Origin of the sequence: Pseudomonas sp. 14P_5.3_Bac1, from assembly GCF_025466135.1 — a bacterium.
In the GTDB taxonomy this organism is placed as follows: Bacteria; Pseudomonadota; Gammaproteobacteria; order Pseudomonadales; family Pseudomonadaceae; genus Aquipseudomonas.
Genome location: NZ_JANLOF010000081.1, coordinates 170496 through 188925, shown reverse-complemented (window position 1 = coordinate 188925; position 18430 = coordinate 170496). Strand labels below are relative to the sequence as shown.

General features: G+C 60.2%; 8 protein-coding genes. 3 read left to right on the top strand and 5 right to left on the bottom strand.

All coding sequences use genetic code 11. The annotated features are described in order from the left end of the window. Positions 1–90 precede the first annotated feature (90 nt). The 5 genes from NTD89_RS23020 to treR all read right to left on the bottom strand — a co-directional run bounded on the left by NTD89_RS23020 (position 91) and on the right by treR (position 13478). The gene (locus NTD89_RS23020; RefSeq protein ID WP_262209885.1) at positions 91–705 is read right to left on the bottom strand and encodes a GAD-like domain-containing protein; all 615 of its coding nucleotides are present in this window, start codon (positions 703–705) and stop codon (positions 91–93) included. After that, a complete protein-coding gene (locus NTD89_RS23015; RefSeq protein WP_262209883.1) occupies positions 702–10013 on the bottom strand; it encodes a hemagglutinin repeat-containing protein in 9312 nt (3103 codons plus the stop codon). The genes NTD89_RS23020 and NTD89_RS23015 overlap by 4 nt, the downstream gene beginning before the upstream one ends. 44 nt (positions 10014–10057) lie before the next feature. Next, on the bottom strand, positions 10058–10576 hold the full coding sequence (locus tag NTD89_RS23010; protein WP_017139694.1) for a toxin-activating lysine-acyltransferase: 519 nt from the start codon (positions 10574–10576) through the stop codon (positions 10058–10060). 11 nt (positions 10577–10587) lie between these two features. Further along, positions 10588–12291 (bottom strand): ShlB/FhaC/HecB family hemolysin secretion/activation protein, encoded by a 1704-nt coding sequence (locus NTD89_RS23005; RefSeq protein ID WP_315975617.1) that lies wholly within the window; start codon positions 12289–12291, stop codon positions 10588–10590. A 482-nt stretch (positions 12292–12773) separates the two neighbouring features. Beyond that, positions 12774–13478: a trehalose operon repressor gene (gene treR / locus NTD89_RS23000; RefSeq protein WP_145164174.1), complete on the bottom strand. Its 705-nt coding sequence runs from the start codon at positions 13476–13478 to the stop codon at positions 12774–12776. 252 nt (positions 13479–13730) lie between these two features. Here treR and treP point away from each other — a divergent pair, with 252 nt between their 5' ends. The 3 genes from treP (at position 13731) to NTD89_RS22985 (ending at position 18295) form a co-directional block, all read left to right on the top strand. Further along, the gene (treP, locus tag NTD89_RS22995) at positions 13731–15173 is read left to right on the top strand and encodes a PTS system trehalose-specific EIIBC component (RefSeq protein ID WP_262209878.1); all 1443 of its coding nucleotides are present in this window, start codon (positions 13731–13733) and stop codon (positions 15171–15173) included. A 119-nt stretch (positions 15174–15292) separates the two neighbouring features. Beyond that, complete coding sequence (gene treC, locus NTD89_RS22990) at positions 15293–16939, top strand: alpha,alpha-phosphotrehalase (protein ID WP_262209876.1); 1647 nt, start codon at positions 15293–15295, stop codon at positions 16937–16939. A gap of 135 nt (positions 16940–17074) precedes the next feature. Further along, positions 17075–18295, top strand: coding sequence for a maltoporin (locus NTD89_RS22985; RefSeq protein ID WP_145164168.1), 1221 nt, complete (start codon positions 17075–17077; stop codon positions 18293–18295). Positions 18296–18430: the final 135 nt, after the last annotated feature.

Genomic DNA, 18430 nt, shown 5'->3' with positions numbered 1-18430 from the left:
CCTATTCCTTTAGGCCAATGATGGGAGGTCGTTAATTCCCCAATTGATCCTGTTGCGAACGGAATAGTTATTTTATTTATTTAATCTTATTCAACGTCGTAATTGATCAAGAATCATCAGGTGAACATGAATATCCACCTTTTTCATATGCTCCAGGTCAGCCTTTCCTCCAATGCAAAGGGCGGGCTCGAACGCGTACATCTCAGCTGCGCCAACCGGCCCAAGCTTTGCCAGTGCGCGCTGGAACAGCGGCTTGCCTTGATTGTCCTCAAAGTCGAGACTTTCTCGACTGGTAGAACCGAGGAATATACCCAGCGTTCTATCCGGGACCGGGTTGGGCTTACTCAATTGGTTCTTCAACGCAACAATACCGCCCGCTAGACTTGATATTGTAATTTTGCGCTGGTAACGCTCACCCCATGCATACAACGAACCAAATGCATCCCTGGCGATCACATTATAGTTGTCGACTTCTGCCAAGCCACTGCCCTGCAGCCACATATCGAGCGTCGCCTTGTATGGCTCCGGATCTACAATCCAGAACAGCCCATCAGCATAAGAGCACCAACCTTCATTCTGCCAATAACCAAGCAGGGCATTGGGTAATATTGAGCGATACTTGTCGATACTTGACTTGGGCACTTCTCGACGCGAGTTTGGTTCGCCTAGATTATCGATCAATGATTGAAAAAATTCGTCTCTCAATTTCCACGCCCTCTTAGTAACTCCAGTCTGACATTCATCTTCGCCTGCCCTGAACCATTGGCGATGGCCGAAGACACTGCCTCATCCAACGCTTTCAAGCGGCTCGGCCAGCTGCCTCCGATCGACGAGTTGATCAGTGAATCGCCCATTCTGACAGGTTCGTGACTGAACCAACCACCTGCGACCATATCAGGATCGTGCAGCGCCGCCAGCTCAGAACGAATCTCTCTGGCTCTGACGGCCGCTTGCGCAGAGGCGGTCTTGAAGTCAGTACCCTTGGTCATTAATGACTCAGTGATACTGTCTCTGACTTCATTTTCGAAGTCCTTGCCGAATTTCTGTTGTGCGGCTGCGGCATCTGGATTGCGTCCGAGCTTATCGTAGGCATCCCGAGCAGTCTTGAACTCCTCCACCGTCATACGGTTGATAGCATTCTGCTGCGCTAGGAGCTGTTTATTGTATTCCTTGAGGAAGCTTTTTTGCTGCTCTGGCGTCATCGCCTTGAACTTGTCGCTACTGAAAGGATTGAACGCCTTTACCGTAAACTCGTCCATTGCCGGCACGGCCTTATCCGGATTTGGCGGTGTTTCAGGTTTCTCATTTGTATTGGGAGCGTCTGTCGTGGGTTTATTATTACCCGCGAGCTCGTCGGGAGTGCGCGTGGGTGTAGTCTCTGGCGCATCGGCCACAGGCCGATGTGGCAAGGCGTTACTCGTCTTGGAGGCTTCGATCTTGGCCAGCTTGGCGCCGTCTACTACCATCTTTTCAAGCTGCTGCGCTCCAACCTTGATCCCTGCCTTGGCCAGCGCCACGCCACCTTTCGCAGCCCCGCCCACCCCCGTTGCAATGCTGCCGACCTGCCAGGCGATTTCGCCGATGGCCTTGCCCAATGCTTCGGCGTTTTCGTCGCCGCCGACTTCCAGCGCGGTCTTGATCGTTTCTATCTTAACGTTGAGTTCGTTGACGACGCTGTCGCCAAACTGCTTTCTGGCCTCCGGGTTATTAATCAGTTGGCCAAGTCCGGTAAGCCCTTCGATGGGGTGCGCAACAAATTCGGCGAGGCCCGTGACGTCATTCCAGCCTGACTGGGCCAACCCCTTGCCGATGCCGAACTGGGTCAGAACATCCTGCCTGCCGCTGATGTACGACCATTTGGCAACGACTTTGCCAGCGGCAATCAGGCCTTTTGCTTCGTCGTATTCCTTCTTGAACTGCACGATCTGCTGTGTCGCCAGCCAGTTGTTATCCACCGCCGCACCCGCCGCGGTATTGGCGGTGGTCGGGTCGATGGAGGCGCTGGTCGCTGCCAGGCCGGTCACCAGGCTGACGATCAGGTTGCGCTTGGCTTCGCGTTGTTCTTCGCTTTCGTCGGGGCTGCTTTGTGAGAACAGGCCGGTGAGCAGGCTTGATGCCGCCGCGCCTGCCGCGCCGCTGCCGCAACTTTGGCTGCTGGCGGCGGCACCGGCGCAAGCGACGATGCCGTGCAGGGCCGCGTGCAGTGGCGAGCCTTCGGTGAGCTCGCCTTTGGCCACCAGGTCGCCGATGTAGCCGGCACCCCGTTGCTGCACATAATTGACCACCAGGCCTTGCACAAAGGCAGCGTTGCCCGCGCTGATATTGCCTCCTGCAGCACCGATCAGGGCGGTAGTGATCTGGCGATAGGTACCGCCTGCGCCCCAGTTTTCGGAGATCGCGTTGGCCTGCGCCGAGTACTCCCGCGCCTGGAGCTGCAGTTGCAGGCGCGCAGCGTCACTCATTGGCGTGTCACGATTGTCTGCTTTTGACTGCAGCTCTTTTGCCTGTTGGCGTTTGAGGTCCGCTTCCCTGGCTTTGTTCGCAAGGAAGGTACTGGCTTCGTTGGAGAACGCGCTGACGATCTCAAAACCGGCGCGGATTTCATCTTCGTCGAAGATCGGTTTGAGCGAGTTGCTGCCATCGCGATCACTGGACACATCACGGTTGAGACTGGCGACGGTTTGCTCGGCGCTCTGCCCGGTGCGCTTCTGTTGTTCGGCGTCGTTGGTGATGACGACGGCACCGCCACTGATGCCGCTGCGTGTCACGCTGCTTGCCTTGTCGCTGGCGCTGATGGCGATCGGCATATTGGCGCCGATGTTGTTCTCGTTTTTGGCCAGGTCGGTGCCCGGGTTAACCTTGCCGCCAGTCTGCGCGTTGCCCTTCTGGTCCTTGCCGACTTCGTTGTAGCCGCCGCCCAGGCTCACGGTATTGGCGTCGTAATCCGCCTTGTTCTTGATGTCGCGGCTGGTGAGGCTGGATGTGACCAGGCTGTTTTTGCCGTCCTGCACGGCCTTGTCACTGCTGGCGATCACGCCGCCGACCAAATCGGTGTTGCCCCGCACGTTGATGTCGAAACCGTCATCACCGGCCTTGATGCCTGACTGCTCGGTGACGCTGGCATAGTTGGAGTCGATGTTGGTTGCGCCAAAGTTTGCGCTGGCACCGCTTATCGAGCTCATGCCGTAGCAGAACGGTGGAATACAAAGACTGATGCCGATGCCCAGGCTCTTTTCATCGACTTTATACGTGTTGGTGTCTTGCAGGCTTTCGATATTAAGATCGCCGCCGACGTCGGCGATGACTTTTTTGCCACTGGCCACCGCCCCCTTAAGCTGCGTGTCGCCGCCGGATGACAGCAGCAACTGGTTGCCAGCCTCCACTTTGGTATTGGTATGGGTCAGCTCGTCGCCGTCGGCCTGGCCCCGGTTTCCGGTGGCACCCAGGTCCAGGGTAAAGCCGTTTCTGCTACCGCCCAGCGAGAGGCCGATACCGATGCTGGCGCTGCTGCCTTTGCTGTCGGTGTTTTGCTGGCTGGTGTTGTTGGCGGCGAGCAGGTTGATGTCGCCGTCGGCCATCAGGCTGGCGTCACGTCCGGCTTTGATCTGGCTGCCTTGGACCGTGATGTTGCTGTCTGCACCTGCGCCGGTCGCGCGCAGGCGCACATCTTGACCGGCGGTGATGGTCGAACCGGCGGCGCTGTCGCTTGTCTGGGTGGTTTTGCTTTCGTTCTTCTTGGTGCCCAGCGACAGGCTGATGTTGATACCGCCTGCCGCGCCAGGGTCCATTGCCACCGCCGTGGCGGCGTTGTTACCGCCCAGCAGGACCGTGGCCGCTGCCAGCGCCTTCATGCGCCCGTCATCGGTTTTCTCCGATGCCTGTTTCATCTGCTGGGTGGTCTGGATTGCACTGATGACAGGGTTAGTCACCGTCAGAGTGAACCCGGTCTGTTTGAACAGGGTTTCACGTTCGCGCTTGCTGGTGTTGCGGGCTTCAACGACATCGATGGTTTGCCCGGTGATATCGACGCTGCCTTCGGGCGCGCTCACCTGGCTGCCCACCTGGCGGTAGCCTTTGCCCGCTTCCATCAGCACATCGCCCTTGGTTGACCCCACGGTACTCGCCGCTGCGGTCTGGCTAGTGGTGAGGTCCTTGACCGTTTGCTGCTGGGTGCCGAGGGTGACCGCGATACCGCCGCCGCTGAACAGGCCGCTTTTCTTGACTGACTTGTCGTGACGTTCGCTGCTGCTTTCCGTCGTGGCTTCGATATTGATGTTGTTGTCAGCCGCCAGCACGGTCTGGTTGGTGGACACCACGTTGCTGCCGCTGACGTTTATGTCGCGACCGGCCTGCACATAGGTTTTCTCGGCACTCAGCGTCGAGCCCTGCGCCTGGGTCTGGTTGACGGTGTCGCGTGTGGTAGTGGTCTTGCTGGAGAACAGGCCGTTGCTGCCTTTGAATTTGTGCGCTTCATCGGCGAACTGGGTGTTTTGCGCAGCGGTCAGGTTCACGTCGCGCCCGGCGTCGGCGATGATTGCACCTTGCTGACTGGTGACGCTCGCGCCTCGGGCATTGAGGTCCTGCCCGGCGCTGAGGCGCACATCGCCTTGGCCTTGGATGGTTGAGCCGACTTCGGTCTGGCTGGCGTCTTTGCGCCAGTTGCTGCCGTTCCAGTTAACCGATTGCTGATGGGCTTCGCCAACGGTGGTCAGGTTGATGTTGTTGCCTGCTTGCAGCGAGGTACTGCCGCCGGTACCTGCGTTGACCACCTGAGCGCCGGTCAGGTTGAGGTCTTTACCCGCGTTGACGTCCAGGGTGCCGCCAGCGCCGCTGACGAACAGCCCGGCCACCCGTGACAGGTTGGTGCGGGTGCCTTGGGCACTGCTGCTGTCGCGACTGCTGGACACGACGTTGACGTTTTGCCCGGCGTTGATGGCGAGGCTGTCTGTCGCGCCGATCAGGCCGCCGAGGTTGTCGAGGTTTTCCCGTGCCGTCAGCGAGACCTTGTCAGCCTGGATGCGGCCGCCGAGGTTTTCGATGTTCTGCGCGGTAATCGCCATCACGCTGCGCCCGGCCAGGCTGCCGCTGTTGACCAGATCACCGGCAATGTTCAGGTTCAGGCGTTGCCCGGCAATCAGCGAGCCAGAGCCGTTAAGGTCGCTTTCCTGCACGCGCACATAGACCTGCGGCACCAGCACGTTGCGGGTTTCGCCGCTGGCGAGGGTGACTTTTTTCTGTACCAGCCAGACGATATCGCTGGTCAGTTGCGCCATCTGCTCAGGGGACAGCTCGATGCCTGGCACCAGTTGCCATTGATTGGCAAGGGTGACGGCATTGTCGATCAGCGCCCGGTACTGCGCTTCGTCATTGGCATAGCCATCGAGGAAGCGCCGACCGGTGAGTTGTGCAACCTGTTCGCGAATCAGTTTTTGCTCATAGAAGCCATCGCCGAGACGCTGCTGGGTGAGCGCAGGGTCGACTTGCAGGCGCTCCAGCATGTAATCCGAAGACAGCCAAGTGCGATAACTGGCGAAACGCGGGTCGGTTTCGATCAAGTAATTGCTGGTGGTCTGCGGGTTGGTGGTGAACAGGCTGTTGTTCGGCAATTCAAGGGACGGACCGCCGGTGCGAATCTGCTCGGCCACGCCTTGTGCGTTCTGGGTGGTCTGCGCTGCGACCTGAACGATCGGAGCTACTTGAAAGGTACGGGCGGCCGGAGCGCTGACCGTACCGGTGGAAGCGATCTGCTGACCGACGGCCTGAGTACCGCGTGCGCTGATCTGGGTGCCCGTGCCGCTGACCGCTGTGTTCTGCGCGAAGACGGTAGGTTGCAGGGAGATATCCTGAATCAGCGGGGCAGGGGTATAGGCTGCGGTGTTCGCGCCTTGCCGGTCGCGGCCCTTGCGCTGGATGCGGTAGAAGTTGGTGACGCTGCCGCTGTCGACGGTGGTGCGCTGGCCCGACACTTCGGTGTTGGTCAGGCTGGTGACGTCTGCCTGCAATAGTCCGCCGGCGATGATGCGGCTCTTGTCGTTGAGCACGTCGCCGGCGCTGATCTGCATGGTCCCGCCAGACAGGATCTGCGCCGGTGCCGAGGTGGCGATCTGGGTTTCGTTGACGACGCGGGTGTAGTCGTAGCGGTTCCAGTTGTCGCGCTGGCCCTCGGGGGTGACCAGGTAATTCACCTCATCGTGACGCAGGGAGATCTCGTTGGCCTGGTAGCGGTTGGTCGAGCCGGTGAGTTGAAACTCCTGCTCGGGTGTTCGACTGACCTCAACATCGCGCGTGCTGAAATGTTCGTTGGTGTTGCGCACGCTTTGTACGTTCAAAGACAGATCGCCAAGCGCTTCGAGGGTCGCGCTGGCATTGGTCAGTAATTGAGCGCGACCCTCAGCGGTATCGAGCGCGCTCAAGGTCCCGCCAATGGCGAGGTCGCCAGCACTGAAGACCAGCGATTGCTCGCGGTTATTCAGGGTTGCGGTGCCGATATTCAGTGATTCACGGGCTGCTATCGTTGCTGCGGTGCCATTTTCATCGAGGTTGTTCAACGTCGAGGTGGCTATCGCCAGTTGGTCGCCATACAGGCGCGCGGTGCCGAGGTTATTCAGCGTCGCTGCCTGCACGCGGACTTGCTGGCCGTCGATCAGCCCGCGGTTGGTCAGGGTGTCAGCGACGTTCAGACGAACCTGGCCCGCGCTGATTTCGGCGTTGGCGCTGTTGTCGAGCGTCTGCGCGCTGACTAGCAGGGACTTGCCCGCCAGTAAACGCCCGGTGTTGTTGAGCGCCCCGGCGGTGCTCAGATCAACGTTGTTGTTGGCCTGAATCTGCCCGCTCAAATCAAGGCCGCTCTGCAACCTGAAGTTGATGTCACCCAGGCTCAGCGCCCGGCCCGTGCCGCTGTAATACGCGGCGTTGAGCGACAGCAGCTTGCCCGCAATCAGCGTGCCGTCGAGGTTATTCACCGATTGGCGACGCTGCGCGGTATCGCGGTCGCGGATGGTCAGGTCACCGGTCGAAGAGATCAGCCCGCTCTGGTTATTTAGCGTCTGGCTCACGCCCAGCAGCAGGCCTTCATCAGTGCGCACGGCACCGGTCTGGTTGTTGAAGGTGTTGACCGCCAGGTTCATGCTGCGGCCTTCAAGGCCTAGGTTGGTGCCCTGGGTGGCGCTGTTGTCGAGCACATCGGTGCTCAGGTTCAACGCGCCTGCACTGCGGACCAGCCCACCCTGATTGATGAGGGCCTGACCCAGTGCCAGCTCGACGTCGCCGAGGCTTTGCAACTGGCCGCCACGGTTATCCAGGCGTGCGCCGTCGACGTGTACGGTTTTCTCGCCAATGATTTGGCCGCCGTTGGTGTTGACCACGTCGCTGGCGGTGAGCAACAGATTGCCCTTGGTACTCAAAAAGCCAGTGCTGTTATTGACGCTGGCGCTGCGGATTTCCACGGCATCCTGACCGCTGATGCCTTTGGTGGTGCCGGAGTCGAGGTTATTGAGGGCCTGATTTCCGGTGTCGATAAACAGTTTGCCTGCAGACTGAATCAAGCCCGCCGCGTTACGCAACTCGCCGCTGCGCAGGTCGAGGGTGGCGCGGGCGTCGAGTGTACCGTCGCGGTTGTCGGCCAGAGCGCCGTTGCTGTTGAGGTCCAGTGCCTGACCGCTGATCACACCACTGCGGTTATCCAGGCCCTGAGCTGTAACGGCGATGTCACCCTGGGCTTCCAGACGCCCGCCATTGTTGGTTAGCGCGCCGTTGGTCACGTTGACCGAAAGGCCGGACTGCACCGAGCCAAGCACACCATTGGTGTTGTTGAACTGCCCGGCGATGATCGCCATGCGCTGGGTAGACGCGAGCGTGCCGCCGATGTTGTTCAACTGGCTGAACTGCGCTTGCAGCTCGCCACCGGCGCTGACGGTGCCTTGGGTATTTTCCAGGCGTGCGCCGTTCAGTTGCGCGGTGCCGCTAGCCGCCAGCGTTCCGCCGCTGTTGTCGATCAAATCACTGGCGGTCACCGTCAGCAGGCCGCCGTCGGTTGCAACCACTTTGCCGTTCTGATTATTCAGCGTGCCAACGTTGATCGCCACAGCGCCTGGGCTGCTGACCTGGCCGTTCTGATTGTTGAATTGCTCGCTGACATTGATCTGTAAAGGCTCCAGCCCCGTTTGCAGAATGCGCCCGTAGTGATTGGACAGGGTGCGGGCCTGGAGCGTGAGCTGTTGGCCCTGGGCCAGACCTTCATCCAGCACCACGTCGTCAGCCTTGATCGACACGCTGCCATTACTGGCAATGCTGCCTTTGGTACTGGCGAGTTGGTTGGCCTGAATGCCCAGCGAACCCTTGCCTGCGTGTTCGATGCTGCCGCTGCCGTTGTCGATGCGAGCGGCGCTGATCCGGGTATTGGTCGCGTTTGAGGCAATTCGTCCGCTACGGTTGTCGAGGCTCGCGGTGGCGTTTATCGAGGTGTCGGCGACGCCGGTCTGCACCAGCTCGCCGCCGACGTTGGACAGATCACTGGCGTTCAGTTGCAGGTTGTCGGCGTTGACGCTGGCGCTGTCTGTGCGCAGGGTCTTCGTCGCGCTGGCCGCGAGGGTCTGGCTGGCATCCACGCGGCTGCCACTGAGATTGCTATCGCCGTCGTTGGCGGTCAGGGTGACATTGCGGCCTTGAGTCTGGCTGCCGCTGAGGTCCAGATCATCGGCCTGGATGCTGACATCGCCTGCCGCCAGGTTTTGACCCTGCGCCTTTACGTGGGTGGCGCGCACCGCAAGGTTGCCGCTGCTGCCCAGTTTGCCGTCCACGCCCGCGCCCGCCGCCAGGCTTGAGCCCTGGGTGCTACGAATCGACTTGGCGCTGAGGGTTGTTTGATTCTGGCTGGCAATGGTGCCGCTGTTGTCGATATCTCCGGAGCTGGTGAGGTTCAAATCGCCCTTGGCGTAAAGCGAGCCGCTATTGTCAACGCTTGTGGCCGTGATACGGGTGGCCGTGGTGCCGCTGATTGTGCCCATGTTGTGCAGTTTGCCGTCTGCGCTGACGACCACTTCACCCGCCATGGCGCCAATTTGCCCGGCATTGCGCATGCCGACACCCGATTCGGTCCCCACCAGCACGATCTTCCCGGCGTACATTCCGCCCAGTTGCGCCACGTCGATGGCGACGGCTGGCTTGTCGCCGTCGGCGCCGGCCTGAGGCGTGGCCTGGGTGTTGTCGGCGTTGACCTGATTGCGTCCGGCAGTGACCTTAAGGTCATTGGCCCAGATACCCGCATTGACCTGCACGGTACGGGCAATCAGGTCGGTGTAATCGGCGTCGCGGCTATCAAGACCCTTGCCCTGAATGTTCAGGGTGCCGCCGTTCACGGTGTAGCCGCTGATGCTGCCGTTCTCCAGCTGCACCTGGCCGGTGCTCAGGGTCGCACGGTTGGCGTTGATGAAGCCGCAACCGTCGCAGGTAATGCCGGCCGGGTTGGCGATGACCACCTGGGCGCGTTGCCCGGCGACTTCGACATAGCCGCGTAACTGGCTGGGGTTGCTGGCGTTGACCTCATTGAGGATGACCCGCGCGCTGCCTTTGGCCATCGCTGCGTTGCCTTCTATCCAGCCACCCAGTTGCGTTTGGGTGTTGGCGCCGCTGTTGTTGAGGATGACGCCGCGCGGGTCGACATCGAACTGATTGTAGGTGTTACGCGAAACCCCGGCCGCGCTGGGCGCCTGAATATTCACCTGCGGCGTGCCGTTGGCACTTTGAATCACCGTCGGACGCTGGCCGGCTGCGGCAGCCGGATCGGCCACAATCGTGCCCGCCGCCCACGCCGGTACAGCGCTCCAGGACACCAGCCCGAGCGCGATCATCAATGCAAAACGCATCGGCCCGAGCGTCGCCGTGCAGCCCGCGTCGGCGGTGGTGAGGCTGACGCGAGTGCCCGGCGCCTTGACCTGGCTGGTGACGTTCTCCGCCACCACCATCAACAGCCCGCGTGCCTTGTTGAAAACAATTCGGTACAGGTGCTTGTTCATAGCAATTCCATTTGCGGAGCCGGCCCGCGATACAAAAGTTGAAGTTACGGTGCCGTGGCGACCGGATGAGCGGCAAACCAGGCCCTGGCCTGCTCAGGGATCACACCGATGCCCTGGAATGTCTTGATTTGCAGGCCCCGCTCGTCGCCCCGGTGATACAGCGCGCGACCACATCGGTTGGCGAACAGATGGCGCTGGAGGATTCGAGTGAAGGTGGCCGTATGGCCAAACGGCGCGACCCAGTCGTTGAGCCAGAGGCGCTCGCCGCAATTCCAGTCCGCGTCGCTCAATGTCAGCGGTGATTGCTGCAAATAGCGCTGTTCCGCTGCCTCATCGACGTTAAGCCAGGAGAGGTAGCACACCGGCTTGCCGTGCTCGCTGCCCAGCACGAATTGGCGATGCTTGAGCGCCGGCAGCAGAAGTGTCGGTAAGCTGTGCAGTGGCGCATCCCGGTGAGCGCTGGAATGCATCCACAACCAAGTGACCGAGCCCAGCACTGCCGCCTCGTTCCAAGGCTCGTCGATCAGGCCGGGTGCCGTGATGTCCAGGGTTTCAAAACGCATGGCATTACCCCTCAGAACGACCAGATGACGGTAAAGTCGCTGGTCACGTTGGCGGTCTTGAAGCCATCGGGCTTCTTGAGCGGCGTGCCTACCGACCAGTCATAAGACAGGCCCTTGTAACCACCACGCACACCCACTACAGCCCCCGCCAGTCGTTTACCAATCAGGAACTTACTGGCCTGACCGCTGACTTCGCCGTAGTCGACACCGGTGTAAAGCTCCTGGCCGGTTTGCCCCAGCGCCAGGCCGACTTCGTTGCGCAGTGTCCAACCGCGATCAGCAGACAGAATGTTTTCTCCGTCAAACCCGCGCACGCTGTAACGTCCGCCAATCGAGAAGCGGTCCTGCGGCACCAACGGTGTCCTGTTCCATTGCGACCGCCAACTGCCGATATAGCGCAGGCGCTGGTCGCTTATGGCGAATGGCACTTGCAGTTGGGCGTCGGCGGTGATGATCTGCGAGCGGGATGTGCCGGCACCAGAGGCTTCTTCGGGGGCCCGCAGCGAGTCATGTGCGCCGGTGCCGCGACGGTAGGCGACGCCGAGGTCCAGAATAGAGGTGCCGATAAATTCCCGGTGATCCAGGCCGAGCTGCCAGCCCGCCATGCGCCGATCCTGGTTGCCGATCTCGGTGTCGTCGATGAAGTTTTCAGAAGATCGTGTCCACAGGCCACCCCACGCCGTGGTTTTGCGCACGGCATCGCGGTAAAGCAGCCGAGACAGGCGCAGATCGTTGGTACGGCTTTCGCCTCGATACTGGTACGTCTGGGTGGCGCCGGCGACCGACTGCTCGTAGTTGTACTCGCTGGTGGTGAACGCCAGTTGCCAGTAACCCATCGGCAGCGAGTAGTGGAGCGTATTGCCTTTGGAGCCGTGTCGACCGGACTCGCCGCCGCCCAGGTCGTGGTTGAAGCTGGCGTAGAACAAGTCGTTGAGCGACAGCAGGTTGTCCAGCGACAGCGACACATTGCCCTGATACTTGCCTGTGGATTTGCTGCCCGAGTTGTCGAAGGAAAGGCTCACGCGGGCCGGAAACTGCTGTCTCCATTTGATCACCACATCGCTTTCGCCGGGCTTGGCATCAGCTGCCAGGGTGGGGGTGATCTGAATGTCGGCGTCGGCAGTGGGCACGCGCTTGAAGTTTTCCAGCGCCTGTTCGATATCGCGCAGGTTAAGCAGGTCGCCGGGGTTGGCAGGCATCGCATTCCACAGGGTGGCGCGACGGCTGGTGCCTTCGGCAAAACGGATTTCGCGGATGCGCCCCGGCACGATTGTCAGCACCAGAATCCCGCTGTTGAGGTCCTGAGCTTCGGCAAGCACGCGGGTGGTGACAAAGCCCGCCTGGATGATCGCATTCTGCATGCGCTTCATCGTCATGTTGATACCCGCGCCACCCAGACAGCGCCCCACGGCGGGGTCGTCCTCGGGGTTGGCGGCCTTCAGCGCCCATTGAAACTTCTCGGATGCGTCGCCAATCAGGCGGATGTCTTTAATGGCGAAGCAGGGCGCTTCTTTCGCCGGAAGACGAGAGCCGCCTTCGTCGAGCGTCGGTGCCTGGAGACGTACATCGGGCCGCGATTCCAATTGATCACGCAGCGCGCGTTCACGCTCCTGCTGACGCAGTAATTCCTCTTCAGGCCCGGCAGCCTGAGCGGCGGCGGCCGTAAAGAGTGTCCACACTGCCAGCGCCGTCAGCGCGAGGTGTTTGGCATTCATCGACGACAAGCGCGCCAGCCTCATGACATATCGGGAGGGGGCTGGCTTGTGCAGTGGGCAGCGTGAGTCCGCGGGCATTTCACATCCTTGTGATCAGAATCAGAGGCGCAATAAGTGCACAGCCTGGAACGGCGGTGGCACTGAATCGAAATAGAATAAGGTCGACGTTTCCACACTTAGAAAAAGAAATTTCCCAGGTGGCTTTGGATAGCTCAGATAGTGGCATGCGCCATAAGTTTCATGGTGGGTAAGTGGTTTGATACAAAGATCAGGAAATGTGACGCCTTCCACATGGCCTGCGGATGTTGAGCCACACGGGTCAGAGAGGTGTGCTCGGCGTCGACGTCCACACGAACTTATCCACAACCCTGGCATCTGCTGAACCGGATGGCCCGCCATGAAGGCGTGTCAGACCGAACCTGCGCGGCAGATGCCCTGCCATCGCGGGCCACCGCGCTCCCACACCGCTTTTGCGTGAGGCCTCAGCGCCGTGCAATGTCAGAAAAGTAAAACTTATCCAGCGTATGCCGCGACTCGGTGTACTCGAACTGGCGGCCGTCCTGCAAAAACGTCTGGTTGCTCACCACGATCACATGGCTCTGACCTTCGAGGTCCAGATGGGTCTGATCGTCCTTGCTGCGCGGCAGGGCCTCGATGGTGCGTTGCGCGTAGCTGATCTGCAGCTGCAGCGTCTGCTCGATAAACGCGTAGATCGACTGTTCGGCGATGTCGCGGTCCAGGCCGGGGATCAGTTCGGCGACGAAGTGGTTGATGTCGAGGATCACCCGTTTGCCGCCGATGCGCCGTACCCGTTTGATGCGCGTGATCAGGGTGCCGGGTTCGGCTTCGATGTGTTGCAGCAGTGAACCTTCCAACGGGATCTGGCTGAATTCGACGACTTCGGTGCGTACGTCATCGCCCAGGTCAGCGTGGGTTTCGTGGAAGCTGACGATGCCGCCCAGTTGAAACTCGATCGGGTTGGGCGACAGCACGAACGTGCCCTTGCCGTGAATTTTTTGCGCGAAACCGCGCTCCTGCAGCTGCTCGATTGCGCGACGCACGGTGCCACGGCTGGCCTGGTAGGCGTCCATCAGTTCGGTTTCGGAGGGAAGGCGCGTGCCGCGTTGCAGGCGTTCGGTGGTGATGTTGGCAAGCAGATCCGTATAGATCTGGTTGTATTTGCTCATGGGGATGGCTCTATGCCCGACTTGATGAGGGTGAACTGCGCGTTCAAGGCAGGAACCTTAGTGGCAGAGGTGGGCTTTGTCCATTGGCCACCTGTGGAATAGAGGAAAAGTCTGACTCCACATTCAGAAAATTAAGCTATTTGTAACTCGTACAGACGAGTTGTTGCTTTAACTCGTACAGACGAGTACTTTTGCCCTCGGCGTGCTGTCAATGACTGCCCCCAAATAAAAAAATCAAAGTGGAAACCAAGCATGAGCCACGACTATTCGACTATTGCCCGCGAGATTCTCGAGCACCTCGGGGGCAGCGACAACCTTGAGCAGGCTGCCCACTGCGTGACCCGCCTGCGCCTGGCGCTCAAGGACCCGAGCCTGGTCAACAGCGGTGCGTTGAACCAGGTCGATCTGGTCAAGGGGTCGTTCTTCACTGGCGGCCTGTTCCAGGTGGTGATCGGCCCCGGCGAAGTGGAAAAGGTCTACGCCGCACTGCGCGAGCAGACCGGCCTTGCCGCCGCCACCATTGCCGACGTGAAGAAGAAGGGCGCCGACAAGACCAACGCCATGCAGCGCCTGGTGCGCGTATTTTCTGATGTGTTCATGCCGATCCTGCCCGCGTTGATCATCGCCGGCTTGCTGATGGGCGTTAACAACCTGATGGGCGCCAAAGGCATGTTCATCGAGGGCAAGACGCTGCTTGCGGCGTATCCGAACCTGGATGGCCTGTGGAGCCTGATCAACCTGATGGCCAACACCTCGTTCGTGTTCCTGCCGGCGCTGGTGGGCTGGTCGGCGGCCAAGCGGTTTGGCGGCAGTGAAATCCTTGGCATCGTGCTCGGCCTGATGCTGGTGCACCCGGACCTGCTCAATGCCTGGAACTACGGCAAGGCAGTCGCCGGCCTCGACGGCCAGAGCCTGCCTTACTTCGATATTTTCGGTTGGTTCAAGATCGAAAAAGTCGGTTATCAGGGGCAGATCCTGCCGATCCTCATGGCCGCCTATGTGATGAGCGTCATCGAGAAATGGCTGCGCGCGCGAGTGCCCAATGCCATCCAGCTGCTGGTGGTGCCGATCACCACGATTGTCGTCACCGGCGTACTGGCCCTGGCGATCATCGGCCCGGTGACCCGTCACCTCGGCATCCTGATCACCGAAGGCGTGGTCACCCTGTTTGACCTGGCGCCGATGGTCGGCGGGGCGATTTTCGGCCTGCTGTACGCGCCGCTGGTGATCACCGGCATGCACCACATGTTCCTCGCCGTGGACCTGCAACTGATCTCCACCCAGGGCGGCACTTTTATCTGGCCGATGATCGTCATGTCCAACCTGGCCCAGGGCAGCGCCGCGCTCGCCGTGTTCTATACGACACGCAATGCGCGGGACAAGAGCATGGCCTCGACCTCGGCGATTTCCGCTTACTTCGGTATCACTGAGCCGGCGATGTTTGGCGTGAACCTGCGCTTCAAGTTTCCGTTCTATGCCGCCTTGCTCGGCTCGGCACTGGGCAGCATTTTCCTGTCGCTGAACAAGGTGCAGGCCTCGGCCATTGGTGTCGGTGGTTTGCCGGCGTTTATCTCAATCCTGCCGCAGTACATCCCGGTTTTTGTCATCGGGATGATCATCGCGATTGTCGTGCCATTTGTACTGACCTGTGCGTTGAGCATGAAGATCGTGCGGCCTGGCTACCGGGTCGCCTGATCGACGGTTCGACAAGCCAACTCCCACATTGATGGGTGAGCACATTCAAGTGTGGGAGCCGGGCTTGCCCGCGATGAGGCCGGCAAGGCCAGCACACAACTCTATTGAAGGAACCCACCATGCAAAACTGGCAGCACTCGGTGATCTACCAGATCTACCCAAAAAGCTTCCACAGCCACGCGGGTAACGCCACCGGTGACCTGCTGGGCATCGTGGACAAGCTCGATTACCTGCAATGGCTGGGCGTGGATTGCCTGTGGATCACCCCATTCCTGCGCTCGCCGCAGCGCGACAACGGCTACGACATCAGCGACTACTACGCCATCGACCCAAGCTACGGGACCATGGCCGACTGCGACCTGCTGATCAGCGAAGCGGCCAAGCGCGGCATCACGCTGATGCTCGACATCGTGGTCAACCACACCTCCATCGAACACGAGTGGTTCCAGCAGGCGCGCAGCAGCCTAGACAACCCGTACCGCGACTTCTATATCTGGCGCGACCAGCCAAACAACTGGGAGTCCAAGTTCGGCGGCTCCGCCTGGGAATACGAGGCGCAAACCGGCCAGTACTTCCTGCACCTGTTCGACCACACCCAGGCTGACCTGAATTGGGACAACCCCAAGGTGCGCGCTGAGGTGTTCAAGTTGATGCGTTTCTGGCGCGACAAAGGCGTGGGCGGTTTCCGCCTGGACGTGATCAACCTGATCTCCAAGCCCGCCGATTTCCCCGAAGACAACACTGATGGCCGGCGCTTCTACACCGACGGCCCGAATGTGCACCACTACCTGCAGGAAATGCACCGCGAAGTCTTCGAAGGGCATGACCTGATCAACGTCGGCGAGATGTCATCCACCAGCCTGGAGCACTGCATTCGCTACTCCAATCCTGAGTCGAAAGAGCTGTCGATGACCTTCAACTTTCATCACTTGAAGGTCGATTACCCGAACCTGCAAAAGTGGGTGAAGGCCGACTTCGACTTTCTGCAGCTCAAGCAGATTTTCTCTGACTGGCAACTGGGCATGCAGGCCGGTGGTGGCTGGAATGCGCTGTTCTGGTGTAACCACGACCAGCCGCGGGTGGTCTCGCGTTTTGGTGACGACGGCGAGCACCGCGTGGTCTCGGCCAAGATGCTCGCCACGGCGCTGCACTTCCTTCAGGGCACGCCGTATGTGTACCAGGGCGAAGAGCTGGGCATGACCAATCCTGGCTTCAACAAGATCGAGCAGTACCGCGATGTCGAGACCCTGAACATCTTCCGGCTCAAGCGCGATGCCGGTGAGTCCGAGGCCGCCAGCATGGCGGCGATTATGCAGAAGTCGCGCGACAACGGCCGCACGCCGATGCAGTGGAGCACTCAAGCCAACGCCGGTTTCAGCAGCGGTGAACCCTGGATCGGTATTCCAGCCAACGCGGCGCAGATCAACGTCGAAAGCCAACGGGATGACCCGGATTCGGTGCTGCATCACTACCGTGCGCTGATTGCGTTGCGTCGGCATGAGCCGCTGATTCAGGAGGGGGTTTATCGCCAACTGCTGCAAGACCACCTCCAGGTCTGGGCCTACCTGCGCGAAGGCCACGGCGAGCGCTTGCTGGTGGTGAACAACTTCTATGGCAAACCCTGCGAAATCCAGCTGCCGCAAGGCGTGATCAACGCCTCAAGCGAGCAACGCCTGCTGATCAGCAACTACCCCGATTGCCCGTTGCGTACGGCCACGGTGGTGTTGCGCCCCTATGAATCATTCGTGCTGCACCTGACCGACTGAAACACCGCGAGTCACCCGTAGGAGCCCACTTGCCGGCGATAGCGCCCTGAACGCGCGCCATTGCCAGCGAGCCGGCCTCTGCACGCCGCGCGTAAGACAAAAAGTAAGAAAAAATAAAAATAAAAGGAGTGCTTCATGAAAACAACAATAAAGCTGGGCCTTATTGCGTCATGCCTTACTGCACCTTTTGCCGCGCAGGCCCTGGAATTTGCCGGTTACTTGCGCAGCGGCGCGGGCACTTCAACGGGCAGTGGCAAGCAGCAGTGCTTCCAGTTGCCGGGGGCGCAAACGAAGTACCGTTTGGGTAACGAATGCGAGCAATACGCCGAACTGGAATTGCGCCAGGACTTGCTGACCCTCGACGACGGCTCGGTGCTCAGCGTCGATGCCATGGCGTCGCTGTACAACAAATACGACCGTGCCCTGAAGTTCCAGGGCGAAGACAACGGCTCGGCGCGCATGCCGCAGATGTATGCGCAGTGGTCCAATTTGCCCAGCCTCAATGGCGGCTCGGTGTGGGCGGGCCGGCGTTACTACAAACGTAATGACATCCACATCTCCGACTTCTACTACTGGAACCAGAGCGCCACCGGCGGCGGCGTCGAGGACGTGCTGATCGGCGACCTCAAATACAGCTACGCCATTTCCCGCAAAGACAACCTGTACCAGAAGGAATACGCCACCCGTCACGACTTCAACGTGGCGGGGTTCAAGACCAACCCCGGCGGTGAACTGGAGTTCGGCTTGAGCTACATCGAAAAAGCCGGTGGTCGTGACGCCAACAGCGGTTGGGCGATCACGGCGCAGCACGTGCAAAAACCTTTCCTGGGCGGCAAAAACAAGTTTGCCTTGCAGTACGGCGAAGGCCCCGGCACGGGCTTGGGCTACACCGGCAACACGGCTTTGGATAACAGCAGTAAAAGCTACCGCGCCGTGGAGTTCTTCGACTGGCAGGTGACTCCGCGTTTTGGCGGGCAGGTTGAGGCGGTGTACCAGAAAGACATCCGTCCTGGCAGCCAGGACCAAACCTGGATGTCCATCGGCGTGCGCCCGGCGTATGCCATCAGCGAGCAGTTCAAACTGGTCACCGAGCTTGGGCATGATCAGGTCGACGCCACCGGTGGCACGCGCAAGCTGAGCAAGTTCACCTTCGCCCCGACCTGGTCGCCCAACGGCCCGGATTTCTGGGCGCGGCCGGAAGTGCGTTTGTACTACACCTATGCAACCTGGAACGAAGCGGCCAAGCGCGCGGCGAATGAATTGGCGGCGGGCTCGGCGTTGTCCGACACCGGCGCCTACGGCACAGCGCGGCATGGCTCGAATGTGGGTGTGCAGGTCGAATACTGGTGGAAATAACGCGGACCAAATGTGGGAGCGGGCTTGCCCGCGAAAGCGGTATATCAGGCAACACATCTATTGAATGAACCACCGCATTCGCGAGCAAGCCCGCTCCCACACGGATTTTTACAGAACAAAACAGCAGGTGAAGTC

Bases quoted from the DNA above. Each gene is read 5' to 3' on its own strand.
- treC (WP_262209876.1), top strand. From the start codon at position 15,293: ATGCAAAACTGGCAGCACTCGGTGATCTACCAGATCTACCCAAAAAGC.
- treR (WP_145164174.1), bottom strand. From the start codon at position 13,478: ATGAGCAAATACAACCAGATCTATACGGATCTGCTTGCCAACATCACC.
- NTD89_RS23005 (WP_315975617.1), bottom strand. From the start codon at position 12,291: ATGAATGCCAAACACCTCGCGCTGACGGCGCTGGCAGTGTGGACACTC.
- NTD89_RS23010 (WP_017139694.1), bottom strand. From the start codon at position 10,576: ATGCGTTTTGAAACCCTGGACATCACGGCACCCGGCCTGATCGACGAG.
- treP (WP_262209878.1), top strand. From the start codon at position 13,731: ATGAGCCACGACTATTCGACTATTGCCCGCGAGATTCTCGAGCACCTC.
- NTD89_RS22985 (WP_145164168.1), top strand. From the start codon at position 17,075: ATGAAAACAACAATAAAGCTGGGCCTTATTGCGTCATGCCTTACTGCA.
- NTD89_RS23015 (WP_262209883.1), bottom strand. From the start codon at position 10,013: ATGAACAAGCACCTGTACCGAATTGTTTTCAACAAGGCACGCGGGCTG.